General features: G+C 72.0%; 12 protein-coding genes. 9 read left to right on the forward strand and 3 right to left on the reverse strand.

The features are described from left to right. Positions 1–57: 57 nt before the first annotated feature. Genes ACWGPF_RS16565 through ACWGPF_RS16575 form a run of 3 tightly spaced genes read right to left on the reverse strand, consistent with a single transcriptional unit; the run spans position 58 to position 3,536 of the window. Positions 58–834 carry an IclR family transcriptional regulator domain-containing protein gene (locus tag ACWGPF_RS16565; RefSeq protein ID WP_452333835.1) on the reverse strand — a complete coding sequence of 259 codons (777 nt, stop codon included), beginning with the start codon at positions 832–834 and terminating at the stop codon, positions 58–60. 9 nt (positions 835–843) lie between these two features. Continuing rightward, complete coding sequence (locus ACWGPF_RS16570) at positions 844–2,670, reverse strand: TIM barrel protein (RefSeq protein WP_452333836.1); 1,827 nt, start codon at positions 2,668–2,670, stop codon at positions 844–846. Then, positions 2,670–3,536 (reverse strand): shikimate dehydrogenase, encoded by an 867-nt coding sequence (locus ACWGPF_RS16575; RefSeq protein WP_452333837.1) that lies wholly within the window; start codon positions 3,534–3,536, stop codon positions 2,670–2,672. The genes ACWGPF_RS16570 and ACWGPF_RS16575 overlap by 1 nt, the downstream gene beginning before the upstream one ends. A gap of 203 nt (positions 3,537–3,739) precedes the next feature. Here ACWGPF_RS16575 and ACWGPF_RS16580 point away from each other — a divergent pair, with 203 nt between their 5' ends. The 9 genes from ACWGPF_RS16580 to tyrS all read left to right on the forward strand — a co-directional run bounded on the left by ACWGPF_RS16580 (position 3,740) and on the right by tyrS (position 14,424). Beyond that, a complete protein-coding gene (locus ACWGPF_RS16580; protein WP_452333844.1) occupies positions 3,740–4,978 on the forward strand; it encodes an MFS transporter in 1,239 nt (412 codons plus the stop codon). A gap of 220 nt (positions 4,979–5,198) precedes the next feature. Next, a complete protein-coding gene (argC, locus tag ACWGPF_RS16585; protein ID WP_452333838.1) occupies positions 5,199–6,245 on the forward strand; it encodes an N-acetyl-gamma-glutamyl-phosphate reductase in 1,047 nt (348 codons plus the stop codon). After that, on the forward strand, positions 6,242–7,399 hold the full coding sequence (gene argJ, locus ACWGPF_RS16590) for a bifunctional glutamate N-acetyltransferase/amino-acid acetyltransferase ArgJ (RefSeq protein ID WP_452333839.1): 1,158 nt from the start codon (positions 6,242–6,244) through the stop codon (positions 7,397–7,399). Before argC ends, argJ begins: the two co-directional genes overlap by 4 nt. Then, complete coding sequence (gene argB / locus ACWGPF_RS16595) at positions 7,396–8,301, forward strand: acetylglutamate kinase (RefSeq protein ID WP_345439859.1); 906 nt, start codon at positions 7,396–7,398, stop codon at positions 8,299–8,301. Before argJ ends, argB begins: the two co-directional genes overlap by 4 nt. Positions 8,302–8,333: 32 nt before the next feature. Next, positions 8,334–9,503 (forward strand): acetylornithine transaminase, encoded by a 1,170-nt coding sequence (locus ACWGPF_RS16600; protein WP_452333845.1) that lies wholly within the window; start codon positions 8,334–8,336, stop codon positions 9,501–9,503. Next, entirely contained in the window at positions 9,500–10,426 is a 927-nt protein-coding gene (argF, locus tag ACWGPF_RS16605; protein WP_452333840.1) for an ornithine carbamoyltransferase, read from the forward strand. Before ACWGPF_RS16600 ends, argF begins: the two co-directional genes overlap by 4 nt. Then, positions 10,402–11,523 (forward strand): heparan-alpha-glucosaminide N-acetyltransferase domain-containing protein, encoded by a 1,122-nt coding sequence (locus tag ACWGPF_RS16610; protein WP_452333841.1) that lies wholly within the window; start codon positions 10,402–10,404, stop codon positions 11,521–11,523. The genes argF and ACWGPF_RS16610 overlap by 25 nt, the downstream gene beginning before the upstream one ends. Positions 11,524–11,622: 99 nt before the next feature. Then, a complete protein-coding gene (gene argH / locus ACWGPF_RS16615) occupies positions 11,623–13,053 on the forward strand; it encodes an argininosuccinate lyase (protein ID WP_452333842.1) in 1,431 nt (476 codons plus the stop codon). A 69-nt stretch (positions 13,054–13,122) separates the two neighbouring features. Next, positions 13,123–14,424, forward strand: coding sequence for a tyrosine--tRNA ligase (gene tyrS / locus ACWGPF_RS16620; protein WP_452333843.1), 1,302 nt, complete (start codon positions 13,123–13,125; stop codon positions 14,422–14,424). Positions 14,425–15,335 lie beyond the last annotated feature (911 nt).

Consider the following 15,335-nt stretch of genomic DNA (forward strand, 5'->3'; position numbering starts at 1 on the left):
CCCGGGAAGCCGGGCGGGCACAGGACGCTCGCACGTCCAGGCGGGGTGCTCCCGGGGTCAGGCGAGCGCGCGCCCGCCGTAGTCGGCGCCGATCGCCTCGGCGCAGGCGAGCAGGTCGGGCACGAGCTCGTCGACCGACGCGCCGCGCAGATGCGAGGCGTGCACCGAGACGTTGAGAGCCGCGAGCACGTCGGCGCCGCGGCGCACGGGGACCGCGAGCCCCCGCAGGCCGTCGTCGAGCTCCTGCGAGACGAAGCTCCATCCCTGCGCCCCGACCCGTGCGATCTCTGTCCGCAGCTCGGCGGGCGTCGAGATCGTGTGGTCGGTGAACGGCCGGACCTCCACGCGGTCGAGCAGGGCAGCGCGCGCCTCGTCCGGCAGCGCCGCGATGAGCACGCGGCCCATCGACGTCGCCCACGCCGGGAGCCGCCGACCGACGTTGACGGTGACGGAATGCAGACGCGGCGCCGCGACGCGGGCGATGTAGACGACCTCGTCGCCGTCGAGCACGCTGAGCGTCGCCGACTCGTCGAGCCGGTGGGCGAGCGCCGTCAGGTGCGGATGCGCGATCTTCGGCAGATCGAGCCCCGCGAGGAATCCCGCACCGAAGTCGAGCACGCGCGGCGTCAGCTCGAAGGCCGGGCCGTCCGTCGCGACGTAGCCGAGGTCGACGAGCGTGAGCAGGAAACGTCGGGCGGCCGCGCGGGTGAGGTCGGTCGCCTCGGCGACCTGCGTCACCGTGAGACGCGGCTGCGTCGCACGGAACGCGAGCAGCACGGCGAGCGTCTTCTCCGCGGACTTCACGAAGTAGGCCGGATCGCGGTCGTCTGACACGGGGACCTCCTAGCGACGCGCGGCCGGCTGGCGGCGCGTCCGTTCGAACTGCGCGGCGAGGCGGACGGCGGCGTTGGGCGCCCCGAACCCGTCGTAGCCGCCCTGCCGCTCCACCACCTCGAAGAACATCCTGCCGACGGTCGCGGTGTAGAAGTGCAGGAACGCGCCGTCGTCGTCCCTGTCGTACAGGAGGTCGAGCTCCCGCAGCGTCGAGAGCAGGTCGTCCGGGAGCGCGTACCGTGCCGCGAGGTCCTCGTAGTAGTTGTCGGGCACGGCGAGGAACTCCATGCCCGCGTCCCGCGCCGCGCGGGCGACCGCGACGACGTCGTCGGTGGCGAGGGCGATGTGCTCGGGGTAGCGGCTGGCCGTGTCGAGCACCTGCGGCACGATGTTGAGGGCGAGCCGGATGCCGCCGCTCTCGAGCACCTGGCTGCGCACGAGCCCGACGGGGCTCGGCACCTCCGTCGACGGACGCGAGCGCAGCTGCAGAACGGCGTCGTAGAACAGGACGGACTCGTCGAAGGCATCCCACGGCTGGGCGAGGTTCACGTGGTCGATGCCGCGGATGCGCCCGGCGTCGGCCGTCGGCGCCGGGCCGAACTCGGCCGTCCAGACCGGGTCGTCGGAGGCAGGGGAGAAGAACACGGTGATGCCGTCGGGGGCGGCGACGCCGACCAGGGGCGCCTCGTCGGCGGTGTGATGACGGGGGACGGCGACCGCTTGGAGGGCGAGCGCCCTCTCGAGCGCCCGGTCCGGGTCGGCGCTCTGCACGCCCAGGGCGGAGATCGACGCCGCCACGCCGCGCGCCTGCTGGCCGTTGAGCACGATGCGCGCGTCGCCCTGCGTCCACAGCTGCACGGGCTTGCGGCGATGCTGCCCGCGGAAGGAGAAGCCGAGCTGGTCGAGGAGCTGGGCGACCGCCTCCGGCTCCTCGGTGCGGATCTCCGCGAAGTCGAGCCGGGTCGGTGCGGGGGTCGGCGGAAGCGCGTCGAGCGCCATCCGCTGCGGCGGATCGCCCGCGAGGGCGGAGGCCGCCCTGTCCTGCAGCCAGCGGAGCGATCGCAGGCCGTCGCGTGCCGTGGCGACGGCGTCGGACTGCCGGAACGTGTCGTTGAAGATCTCGAGCGACACCGGTCCGTCGTAGCCCGCCCGCACGAGGTGCGCGAGGAAGGCCGGAAGATCGAACACGCCCTGCCCCGGGAACAGCCGGTAGTGCCTGCTCCACGACAGCACGTCCATGGTGAGGGCGGGCGCGTCGGCGAGCTGGACGAAGAAGATCCGATCCGGGTCGATGGACTCGATGCCCGATGGATCGTCGCCGCGCGACAGGATGTGGAAGCTGTCCAGGCATGTTCCGACGGCGGGATGGCCGGCGAGCTCGACGATGCGCTGCGCATGGCGGTAGGTGCTCACGTACGTGCCCCACGCGAGCGCCTCGTAGGCGATTCGCACGCCGTGCCGCTGCGCGAGCTCGCCGAGGCGGCGGAGCTGGCCGGCGATGACGTCGTCGTCGTGGATCGTGATGGTCGCGACGTTCGAGCACACGAGCATCGTGTCGATGCCGAGGCGGTTCATGAGGCGGAACTTCGTCTCGGCGCGCCGCAGGTTCTCCTGGAAGACGTCCTCCGTGACGCCGTCGGCGTCGCGGAACGGCTGATAGAGATCGAGCGAGAGCCCGAGCCGCGCGGCGAGGGCGCGGATCTCCTCGGGCGACAGCGGGGAGACGACGAGGTCCTGCTCGAAGATCTCGATGCCATCGAAGCCCGCCGCGGCGCAGGCGTGCATCTTCTCCTCGAGCGTGCCCGACAGGCAGACGGTCGCGATCGACGTGCGCATCAGCGCCCCTCCTCGATCATCGCGAGGAAGTGGGCACGCATCCGCTCGGCATCGGGTTCGCGCCCCGTGAACAGGCGGAACGCGTCGACCGCCTGGCCCACGGCCATCCGCCCGCCGTCGAGCACGCGGCATCCGCGCTCGCGTGCGGCGCGCACGAGAGCGGTCTCCACGGGCCGGTAGACGACGTCGGCGACCCACTGCGCAGGCGAGAGCAGCGCGGGGTCGATGGGCGTGCCGGGATGGTGGTGCATGCCGATCGGCGTGCACTGCACGACGCCCGTGGCGCGGCGGATGGCATCGGCCTCGGCCGTGCCCGCGACGACGTCCGCGTCGGGGAAGAGGGCGCGCATCGTGTCGGCGAGCGACGCGGCCCGCGCACCGTCGAGGTCGGCGATGACGAGCCGCCGCGCGCCGGACGAGAGCAGGGCGTAGGCGACGGCGGATCCCGCGCCTCCCGCGCCGACCTGCAGCACGTCGGCGAGATCGGCGCCGGGGAGGCCGTCGCGCAGCGCCCCCGCGAAGCCGGAGAAGTCGGTGTTGTGGCCGACGGACGCCCCGTCGCGGAGGACGACCGTGTTGACGGCGCCGAGTCGGCGCGCATCGTCGGACAGCTCGTCGAGGTGCGCGAGCACGAGCTGCTTGCACGGGTGCGTGATGTTGAACCCCGTGAACCCGAGGTCGCGGCCGGCGCGCAGCAGGTCGCCGACATCGGAGGGCGCCCGGCCGATGCGGCCGAGGTCGATCGGCCGGTAGAGGTAGCGGACGCCCTGTGCGTCGCCCTCGCGCTCGTGCATGGGCGGGGTGAGGGATGGATCGACGCCGTCTCCGATGAGGCCGACGAGGAACGACTCCTGCAGGGTGCTCACGATTCCGACTCCTTTGCACGGGGGCGTGATGGCGCTACAGTGGAGTGTACGGAATACGTACATGTGTGCGCAATCCGCGCAACTCGGTTCAAAGGAGAACAATGACGAATCACAGCGAGGGCGTGCCGACGGGGTCCGGGCCGTCGACGACGACGGTGATCGCCGCGCAGCGCACGCCCGTCAAGGCCGCCGTGGCCTCGTTCATGGGCAGCGCCGTCGAGTACTACGACTTCTTCATCTTCGGCTCGGCCGCGGCGCTCATCTTCCCGCACATCTTCTTCCCCGACACGGGCACGTCGGCGTACATCATGTCGCTCGCGACGTTCGGGTTCGCCTACATCGCGCGCCCCGTCGGTGCCGTGTTCCTCGGCCACTTCGGCGACCGCATCGGCCGCCGCAAGGTGCTCATGTTCACGCTCCTCACGATGGGCTTCGCGACATTCCTCATCGGGTGCCTCCCGACCTTCTCGCAGGTGGGATGGCTCGCGCCGATCCTCCTCGTCTTCGCGCGTCTGCTGCAGGGGCTGTCGGCGGCGGGGGAGCAGGCCGGCGCGTCGTCGCTCACCCTCGAGCACGCCCCCGACGACCGCCGGTCGTTCTTCACGTCGTGGACGCTCACGGGGACGCAGGGCGGCCAGATCCTCGCGGCGATGGCGTTCATCCCCGTCTCCGCGCTGCCCGACGACGTGAAGTACAGCATCGGATGGCGCGTGCCGTTCTGGCTGTCCGCCGTCATCGTCGTCGTCGCGTTCTTCATCCGCCGCACGCTCGAGGAGACGCCCGAGTTCGAGGCCAACAAGCGCAAGAACGAGATCGCTCGGCTGCCGCTCGGCGTGCTCCTGCGCGACCACTGGCGCGACGTGCTGCGCGTCGTCCTGTGCGCGACGATCGCCGCCGTGTCCACGGTGTACGGCACGCTCGCGATCTCGTACGGCAAGGAGGTCGGCGGGCTCTCGGAGACGACCGCGCTCTGGCTCGTCGTGGTCGGCAACGCCGTCGCGCTCCTCACCCAGCCGCTCTTCGGGATGCTCGCCGACCGCATCGGCCGCAAGCCCGTCTTCATCTACGGCGCCCTCATGGCCGCGGCCGTGATGCCGTTCTACCTGCAGTCGATGCAGGTCGACGCGCCCGCGCTGCAGTTCGCGCTGTCGATCCTCGTGTTCTCCTGCGGGTACGCCGCCGCCAACGCCGTCTGGCCGAGCTTCTACGCGGAGATGTTCTCCTCGAAGGTGCGCTTCTCGGGCCTCGCGATCGGCACGCAGCTCGGCTTCCTCATGGCCGGGTTCGCGCCGTCCATCGTCACGGCCCTCGGGGGCCTCGGCGAGGACGGCTGGATCCCGACGTCGATCTTCACGGCCGTCATCGCGGTGGTCGCCGCCACCTCGGCGCTCACCGCCCGCGAGACCTTCCGCGTCCCGACGCGGCAGCTCGGACTGCGCTGAGCGGCACGGGCGGGGCGGTGAGCCGTCCCGCCCGTGCTACCGTCATCCCATGACCTCGCCCGCGACCGCTCCGGTGCTCCCTCCGAGCACCGCCGTCGCGCCCCGACGTCTCCGCGGCCGCCGAATCTAGGCGACACCGCGAGATCTCCGCGCGCCCGCGCGGTCCGTCGACCGGTGTCGCCGTCTCCGGCCCCCGCTCACGGACAATAAGGTAGAAGTCATGTCGTATTCGGTCGCCGTCTCCGGCGCTTCGGGCTATGCCGGCGGCGAGCTGCTCCGCCTGCTCGCTGACCACCCCGACATCGAGATCCGCACGGTCACCGCGCACTCGAACGCCGGACAGCCCCTCATCCAGCACCAGCCGCACCTCCGCTCGCTGTCGCACCTCGTCCTCGAGGAGACCACCCCGGAGAAGCTCGCGGGGCACGACATCGTGTTCCTCGCCCTCCCGCACGGCCAGTCGGGTCAGTACACCGACGCGCTCGGCGACGCCGCGCTCGTCATCGACTGCGGCGCCGACCACCGGCTGACCGACGCCGACGACTGGGCGGCCTTCTACGGAGGAGCCTTCCACGAGCCGTGGACCTATGGCGTGCCCGAGCTCGTCGTGGACGGGGCGAAGCAGCGCGAGCGGCTCGTCGGCGCGACGCGCATCGCCGCCCCCGGCTGCAACGCGTCGACCGTCGCGCTGAGCCTCGCCCCCGGAGTCGCCGCGGGCGTCGTCGACGCCTCCGACATCGTGAGCGTGCTCGCCGTCGGGCCGTCGGGAGCAGGCAAGAGCCTCAAGACGAACCTCCTCGGCGCCGAGCTGCTCGGCACGGCGAACCCGTACGCGGTCGGCGGCTCGCACCGGCACATCCCCGAGATCCGGCAGGCGCTGCGCGGAGCCGGCGCGACGGGCGACATCCGCATCTCCTTCACGCCCGTCCTCGTGCCGATGTCGCGCGGCATCCTCGCGACGTCGACGGCGCCCATCGCGGACGGCGCGACCGACGCGCAGATCCGCGGGGCGTGGGAGGACGCCTACGGCGACGAGACCTTCGTGCAGCTCCTCCCGGAGGGCCAGATGCCGCGCACGGCCGACGTGATCGGCGCGAACACCGCGCTCATCGGCCTCGCGATCGACCGTGCCGCGAACCGCGTGGTCGTCGTGGGCGCCGTCGACAACCTCGCCAAGGGCACGGCGGGCGCCGCCATCCAGTCGATGAACATCGCGCTCGGCCTCCCGGAGAGCCGCGCACTGACCGTGAACGGAGTGGCGCCGTGAGCGTGACCGCACCCGCAGGATTCGAGGCGGCAGGCGTCGCCGCCGGGCTCAAGTCCACCGGCAAGCCCGACGTGGCCGTCGTCGTCAACCGCGGACCGCTCAAGGTCGGAGCCGCCGTGTACACGTCGAACCGCGCGAAGGCCAACCCGATCCTCTGGTCGCAGGAGGCCATCAAGGGCGGCGCGATCGAGGCCGTCGTGCTGAACTCGGGAGGGGCGAACTGCTTCACGGGAGCGTTCGGCTTCCAGACGACCCACCAGACGGCGGAGAAGGCCGCCGAGCTCCTCGGCGTCGGCGCGGTCGGCATCCAGGTGTGCTCGACGGGCCTCATCGGCACAGGCGACGAGGTCTTCCGCGCGAAGGTCCTCGACGGCACGGCGAAGGCCGTCGCGGCCCTCAGCGCCGACGGGGGCGCCGACGCGGCGCGCGCGATCATGACGACCGACACGGTGCCGAAGACCGCCGTGCACGAGGGATCCGGATGGACCATCGGCGGCATCGCGAAGGGCGCGGGGATGCTCGCGCCCGGGCTCGCGACGATGCTCGTCGTCCTCACGACGGATGCCGTGCTCGACGTGCCGGCTGCCGACGCGCACCTGCGCGCCGCGACGCGCGTGAGCTTCGACCGGCTCGACTCCGACGGCTGCATGTCGACGAACGACCAGGTCACGCTGCTCGTGAGCGGTGCCTCCGGGACGACCCCCGATCCCGAGGAGTTCGCCGCCGCGCTCGCGGGCGTGTGCGCCGATCTCGCGCGGCAGCTGCAGGCCGACGCAGAGGGAGCGAGCCACGCCATCGCGATCGAGGTCGTCGGCGCCGCCAGCGAGGAGGACGCCGTGGAGGTCGGGCGCTCCGTCGCCCGCAACAACCTCTTCAAGGCGGCCATCTTCGGCAACGACCCGAACTGGGGTCGCGTGCTCGCCGCGATCGGCACGACCGAGGCCGAGTTCGACCCCTACGACGTGGACGTCTCGATGAACGGCGTGCGCGTCTGCACGCAGGGCGGCCCCGACCGGCCCCGCGAGGACGTCGACCTGTCGACGCGCGACACGCACGTGCTCATCGACCTGCGCGTCGGCACGGCGACCGCGACCATCCTCACCAACGACCTCACGCACGACTACGTCCACGAGAACAGCGCGTACTCCTCATGACACCCATCGACCTCCAGGACACGAGCCCCGAGGAGGCGTCCTTCAAGGCGTCCACCCTCATCGAGTCGCTGCCATGGCTCAAGCAGTACCGCGACCAGATCGTCGTCGTGAAGTACGGCGGCAACGCGATGATCTCGGAGGAGCTGCAGGACGCGTTCGCCGCCGACATCGCCTACCTCCGCTACGTCGGCATCAAGCCCGTCGTCGTGCACGGCGGCGGACCGCAGATCTCCAGCATGCTCGACAGGCTGGCCATCCCGAGCGAGTTCAAGGGCGGCTACCGCGTCACGAGCACCGAGGCGATCTCGGTCGTGCGGATGGTCCTCACCGGCCAGATCAACCCGCAGCTCGTGGCGAAGATCAATTCGCACGGCCCCTTCGCCGTCGGCGTCTCCGGCGAGGACGCGGGACTCTTCGGAGGCCGTCGGCGCGGGGTCTACATCGACGGTGTCGAGGAGAGCCTCGGCCGTGTGGGAGACGTCGTGCGGGTCGACCCGACGCCCGTGCTCGACCAGCTCGCAGCCGACCGGATCCCCGTCGTCGCGGGCGTCGCGCCCGATCTCGACAACCTCGGACAGACCCTCAACATCAACGCCGACGCCGCCGCATCCGCCCTCGCCGTCGCCCTCGGCGCCCGCAAGCTCGTCGTGCTGACCGACGTGCCGGGGCTCTACGCCGACTGGCCCAACCGCGACTCGCTCGTCTCGCACATCAAGGCGGGGGAGCTGCGGGAGATGCTGCCGCGTCTCGAGTCGGGGATGATCCCGAAGATGCAGGCGTGCCTCGACGCGGTCGACGGCGGCGTGCCGACGGCCGCCATCATCGACGGACGGGTGCCGCACTCGGTGCTCGTCGAGCTGTTCACCAGCAAGGGAATCGGAACGGAGGTGGTGGCCTCGTGACCACCTGGCAGGATGACGCGACGCGCGATCTCATGAGCCTCGGCGGGCGCCTCGCGCTGATCGAGCGCGGCGAGGGATCCTCCGTCTGGGACGCCGACGGGCGTCGCTACCTCGACTTCCTCGGCGGCATCGCCGTCAACAGCCTCGGCCACGCCCATCCGGTGTTCGTCGACGCCGTGTCACGGCAGGCGGCGACGCTGTCGCACGTGTCGAACTACTTCGCGAGCCCCGCGCAGCTCGAGCTCGCCGCGCGCCTGAAGCGCCTCGCGGGGACGGGCGACGAGGGCCGCGTCTTCCTCGCGAACTCGGGCACCGAGGCCAACGAGATGGCCATCAAGCTCGCGCGTCTGCACGGCGGCGCGACCGGCAAGTCGACCATCCTCGTCCTGAACGGCGCCTTCCACGGGCGAACCATGGGGGCGCTGTCGATCACGCCGAAGGCCGCCTACCGCGATCCGTTCGAGCCCGTGCTGCCGGGCATCACGGCGATCGACGCGACGATCGACGCTCTCGAGGCCGCGTTCGACGACTCCGTCGTCGCTCTCATCGCGGAGCCGATCCAGGGCGAGGCGGGTGTCGTCCCGCTGCCGGCGGGGTTCCTCGCGCGGGCCCGCGAGCTCACCGCATCGCACGGCGCTCTGCTCATCCTCGACGAGGTGCAGACGGGCTCCGGCCGGACGGGCGACTGGTTCGCCTTCCAGCGCGAGGGCATCGTCCCCGACGCCGTCACGGTCGCGAAGAGCATCGCCGGCGGGTTCCCGCTCGGCGCGCTCATCACCTTCGGCGCCGCAAGCGACCTGTTCTACCCCGGCACGCACAATTCGACGTTCGGGGGCAATCCGCTCGCGAGCGCCGTGGCGAACGCCGTGCTGGGGCACATCGAGTCGGAGGGGCTGCTGGCGAACGTGACGGCGCGCGGCGCCGAGCTGCGCGCGGGAGTCGAGGGGATGCCGCTCGTCGCCGGCACGCGCGGCGCCGGCCTCCTCATCGGCATCGTGCTGAGCTCGCCCGTCGCGAACGAGGTGCGCCAGGCCGCGCACGAGCGCGGGCTCATCGTCAACGCCCCCGCGGCCGACGTCATCCGCATCGCCCCGGCCTACACGATCGGCGACGACGAGGTGGCCGAGTTCCTGTCCCTGTTCCGCGAGGCGCTCGCCGCCGTCGCCACCACCATCCCGACCCCGACGGAGACCCCCGCATGACCCGCCACTTCCTGCGCGACGACGACATCACGCCCGCCGAGCAGGCCGAGATCCTCGACCTCGCCGCCGAGCTGAAGAAGGACCGCTGGGCGGACAAGACCCTCGCGGGCCCGCAGACGGTCGCGGTCATCTTCGACAAGTCCTCCACCCGCACGCGCGTGTCGTTCGCGGTGGGCATCGCCGACCTCGGCGGCACGCCGCTCATCATCACGACCGCGAGCAGCCAGCTGGGCGGCAAGGAGACGCCGGCCGACACGGCGCGGGTACTGGAGCGCCAGGTGGCGGCGATCGTGTGGCGCACCTACGCGCAGAGCGGCCTCGAGCAGATGGCGGAGGGCACGCGCGTGCCCGTCGTCAACGCGCTCAGCGACGACTTCCACCCCTGCCAGCTGCTCGCCGACCTGCTCACGATCCGCGAGCACAAGGGGGAGCTGAAGGGGCTCACGCTGTCGTTCTTCGGCGACGGCCGCAGCAACATGGCGCACTCGTACGCGCTCGCCGGCGTGATGGCGGGCATGCACGTGCGGATCGCCTCGCCCGTCGACTACGCGCCGCGCGAGGCCATCGTCTCCGACGCCGACCGCATCGCGCAGCAGACCGGGGGATCGGTCACGCTCCTCACCGATCCCCTCGAGGCGGCGGCAGGCGCCGACGTCGTCGTGACCGACACGTGGGTGTCGATGGGCAAGGAGGAGGAGAAGCTCGCCCGGCTGCGCGATCTCGGCGAGTACAAGGTCACCCCCGAGTTCATGGCCCTCGCCGACGACGAGGCGATCTTCATCCACTGCCTCCCCGCCGATCGCGGTTACGAGGTCGACGCCGCCGTCATCGACGGACCCCAGAGCGTCATCTGGGACGAGGCGGAGAACCGCCTGCACGCGCAGAAGGCCCTCCTCGTGTGGCTGCTGCGCCAGGCGGCCTGACGGCCTGGATCCGGACCCGTCGGGCGCGGCTCGACGGGTCCGACCGCGCGGCCGGGATCGACCTCGCGCGCGGCATCGCGGTGATCGGCATGTTCGCCGCGCACCTCCTCGACACCGCCGACCTCTCCTGGGATGACCCCGCGACGTGGTCGGACGTCGTCAACGGACGCTCGTCCATCCTGTTCGCGACGCTGGCCGGCGTCTCGCTCGCCCTCGTCTCCGGGGGAGCGCACCCCGTCGCGGGGGAGCGGCTGCGCGTCGCACGCGGACGCATCGCCGTCCGCGCGGTCAGCGTCTGGGCGGTCGGCATCGCGCTCATCGCGCTCGACACCCCCGTGTACGTGATCCTGCCGGCGTACGGCATCCTCTTCCTGCTGGCGCTGCCGCTCATGCGGTTCGGCGCGCCCGCGCTCTTCGCGATCGCCGGCGGTGTCGCCCTCGTCGCGCCGTTCCTGCTGTGGGCCCTGTCGAGCGGGGGCGGACCGGCGACGCCCCTCGGCGAAGTGCTCGTCCAGGTCACGGGCTGGCACTACCCGTTCGTGCTGTGGATCGCGTTCGTGGCCGCCGGGCTCGGCATCGGCCGGATGGCGCTCGACCGGGCGTCGACGGCGCTCTCGCTCGTGCTGATCGGAACCGCACTCGCGCTCCTCGGGTACGGTGCGCTCGCGCCGTGGAGGGAGGCCGTGCCGTCGGACGGCGCCTGGGCGTTCGCGCTGTCCGCGGATGCGCACTCCAGCGGCGTCGCCGAGGCGCTGGGATCGGGCGGCGTCGCGATGGCCGTCATCGGGGCGTGCCTGCTCGTCTGCCGCACCCCGGCGAGATGGCTGCTGTGGCCGCTGCGCGCGGTCGGTTCGATGCCGCTCACGGCATACGCGGCCCAGCTCGTGGCGTGGGCCGTGCTGCAGCCCGAGCCGACGGTGCTGCAGCTCGGCTCGGACCTCGTCGCGTTCCGCGCGACCGAGCCGTTCTGGCCCCTCACGATCGCCACCGTCATCGGGTGCACGCTGTGGGCGCTGCTCGTCGGCCGCGGGCCTCTCGAAGCGGCGATCGGATGGCTCTCCCGCACGCTCGTGCCCGGTGCAGACCGCCGAGACTAGCGTCCGTCGTCGAAGCCAGCGTTCCCCGCAGGAGTGTCGACGACCAGGGCTGGTCTCGGCGGGTTCGGGCCGGGAGCGGGCGCCGACTACGCTGGTTGGGTGAGCACAGGCGAGACGCGCGGGACGAACGAGGGCGCCCTCTGGGGCGGACGCTTCGCAGGGGGGCCGAGCCCCGAGCTGCAGGAGCTGAGTCGTTCGACACACTTCGACTGGCAGCTCGCGCTCTACGACATCCGCGGTTCGCACGCGCACGCGACGGCGCTCGAGGCGGCGGGGTATCTGACCGCCGACGAGGCCTCCGCGATGCACGCGGGCCTCGACGCGCTCGCCGAGAAGGTGCGCACGGGCGCGCTGCAGCCGCGGCCATCCGACGAGGACGTGCACGGCGCTCTCGAGACGGCGCTGCTCGACGAGGTCGGCGCGGAGCTCGGCGGACGGCTGCGCGCCGGCCGCAGCCGGAACGACCAGATCGCGACGCTCATCCGCCTGTACCTCATCGACCACGCGGCGGTGATCGCGCGCGAGCTCGTCCAGCTCGTCGACGCACTCGTCGCGCAGGCGGAGGCGCATGCCACGGCCATCCTGCCCGGCCGGACCCACCTGCAGCACGCGCAGCCCGTGCTGCTCGCCCACCATCTGCAGGCGCACGGATGGCCCATCGTGCGCGACCTGGAGCGCCTGCGCGACTGGCGCGCCCGCGCGGGGGTCTCGCCGTACGGCGGGGGAGCGCTCGCCGGTTCGACGCTGGGCCTGGATCCGGCGCTCGTCGCGCGGGAGCTCGGCCTCGACCGTCCCGCGGAGAACTCGATGGACGGCACGGCCGCGCGCGACGTCGTGGCGGAGTTCGCGTACATCGCCGCTCAGATCGGCATCGACCTGTCGCGTCTCGCGGAGGAGGTCATCCTCTGGAACACGCGCGAGTTCGGGTTCGTGACGCTCGACGACGGGTACTCGACGGGGTCGAGCATCATGCCGCAGAAGAAGAACCCCGACATCGCCGAGCTCGCGCGCGGCAAGTCGGGGCGCCTGCTCGGCAACCTCGCCGGGCTGCTCGCGACGTTCAAGGCCCTCCCGCTCGCCTACAACCGCGATCTGCAGGAGGACAAGGAGCCCGTCTTCGACTCGATCGCGACGCTCGAGGTGCTGCTCCCCGCGTTCACGGGGATGGTCGCGACGCTCCGCTTCGACACCGAGCGGATGGCCGCACTGGCGCCGGAGGGCTTCTCGCTGGCGACCGACGTGGCCGAGTGGCTCGTGAAGCAGCGCGTGCCGTTCCGCGATGCGCACGAGATCTCGGGCGCGCTCGTCCGCGCGTGCGAGGAGCAGGGGATCGGCCTGGAGGACGCCTCCGACGAGCTGCTCGCGTCCGTGTCGCCGCACCTCTCGCCCGAGGTGCGGTCCGTGCTGTCGATCGAGGGATCCGTGGCCTCCCGGTCGGGTGTCGGCGGCACGGCGCCGGTGCGCGTCGCGGAGCAGCGCGCCGAGCTCGTCGCGCGCACGCAGGCCGTCGCCCACGCGCTCGGGCTCTGAGGGCCGGGCGCGGCTCCGGCGGCGGCGACGCGCACGGCTGGTCGACCGCGACGCCCTAGGCTGGAGGGCATGACTGTACCCGCAACCCCCGTTGCCGTGCAGACGAACGATCCCTCTTTCGAGACCATCTGGGATGAGCTCGTCTGGCGCGGCCTCGTGCACGTGTCGACCGATCCGGAGGCTCTCCGCGAGCTGCTCGCGGGCGAGCCGATCGTGTATTACTGCGGGTTCGACCCGACGGCGCCGAGCCTGCACCTCGGCAACCTCGTGCAGCTGCTGACGATGCGCCGCATCCAGCTCGCCGGCCACCGCCCGCTCGGGCTCGTCGGGGGTTCCACGGGCCTCATCGGCGACCCGCGCCCGACGGCGGAGCGGACGCTCAACACCCCCGAGACCGTGGCCGACTGGGTGTCGAAGCTGCAGGCGCAGGTCGAGCGGTTCCTCAGCTTCGAGGGCGAGAACGCCGCGCGCATCGTCAACAACCTCGACTGGACGGCGCCGCTGTCGGCGATCGACTTCCTGCGGGAGATCGGCAAGCACTTCCGCGTCGGCACGATGCTGAAGAAGGACGCCGTCAGCGCGCGGCTCAACTCCGACGCCGGCATCAGCTACACCGAGTTCAGCTACCAGATCCTGCAGGGCATGGACTTCCTCGAGCTCTTCCGCCAGTACGGCTGCGTGCTGCAGACGGGCGGCAGCGACCAGTGGGGCAACCTCACGAGCGGCACCGACCTCATCCACCGGGTCGAGGGGCGATCGGTGCATGCCATCGGCACGCCCCTCATCACGAACAGCGACGGCACGAAGTTCGGCAAGAGCGAGGGCAACGCCATCTGGCTCGACGCCGCGATGTGCAGCCCTTACGCGATGTACCAGTTCTGGCTCAACACCGACGACGCCGACGTCATCGCGCGGCTCAAGGTGTTCACGTTCCTGAGCCGCGCCGAGATCGACGAGTACGCCGAGCTCGTGGCGGCGGAGCCGTTCCGCCGCGCGGCGCAGAAGCGCCTCGCGCTCGAGGTGACGACGACGGTGCACGGTGCCGCGGCCACGCAGTCGGCGATCGAGGCTTCGGAGGCGCTGTTCGGCAAGGGCGATCTCGCCGCGCTCGATGCGGAGACGCTCGGGTCCGCGCTGCGGGAGCTCCCGCACGCCGACGTCGCCACCGGCACGACGGTCGTGGAGGCGCTCGTCGCGACGGGGCTCGTCGTCTCGGCGTCGGAGGCGCGCCGCGCCATCGCGCAGGGCGGCGTGTCACTCGACGGGGCGAAGGTCGAATCGGACGATGCGACCGTGAGCGGATCGCTGCCGGGCTCGGTCTCGGTGCTGCGGCGAGGCAAGAAGGCTCTCGCCGGCCTGTTCGTCGGCTGACGCCGACCATCCGTGCCGAAGGGCGCGCCTCCTCCGGGGGCGCGCCCTTCGGCGCATCCGGGGGATGCCCGGGGCGGTGGGTGGTGGGGGCGGTGGTCTGCTTCCGGTGCGCGGCTTTCGGTGCGCGGCGTGCTCAGCGGTGCGCGCGGTGCATGGCGGTGCGTGTGGTGGATGCCTGTGCGTGTGTGCGTTGCACCGGCTCGCGTGCCGTGCATCGGTGTGCGTGCCGTGCATCAGGGGCTGAGCCGTGCATTGGAAGGGTCTCGCATCCGGGCGAGCGGGCGTCGCATCCTGGGGGCGCGAGGGCGGGAGCACGTCGGTGCGGGCGGCTTCCATCGCGCGGCGTCCGCCGGTGCGCTTCCGGTGCAGGTGGTGCTCAGCGGTGCGTGTGGTGCATGCCGGTGCGTGTGTGCGGTGCACTGGAGTGCGTGTCGTGCATCGGCGTGTATGCCGTGCACTGGCGGGCGTGCCGTGCACTGGAGGGGTCACGCACCGGGCGAGGAGGCGTCGCCGCTTGGGACACGACGGCCGGGGCGCGGCGGTGCGGGCGGCTTCGGGTGTGTGGCGTCCGGTGGTGCGCTTCCGGTGCAGGTGGTGCTCAGCGGTGCGCGTGGTGGATGGCGGTGCGTGTGTGCGGTGCACTTGTGTGCGTGTCGTGCACGGGCGGGGATGTCGTGCACGGGCCGGGATGTCGTGCACGGGCCGGGATGTCGTGCACGGGCCGGGATGTCGTGCACGGGCGGGGATGTCGTGCACGGGCGGGGATGTTGTGCACTGGCGGGCGTGCGCTGGCGGGCGTGGTGTACCGGTGTGGGCGTGGTGTCGGGGTGCGACACGCCCGGGGGTGGGTGTGGTTTGCGGGGGTGGGTGGTTCGGCGTAATGTATTCCCTTGTCGCCGCCAAGCGGTGAG

The organism is Microbacterium sp. NPDC055683 (assembly GCF_053617895.1).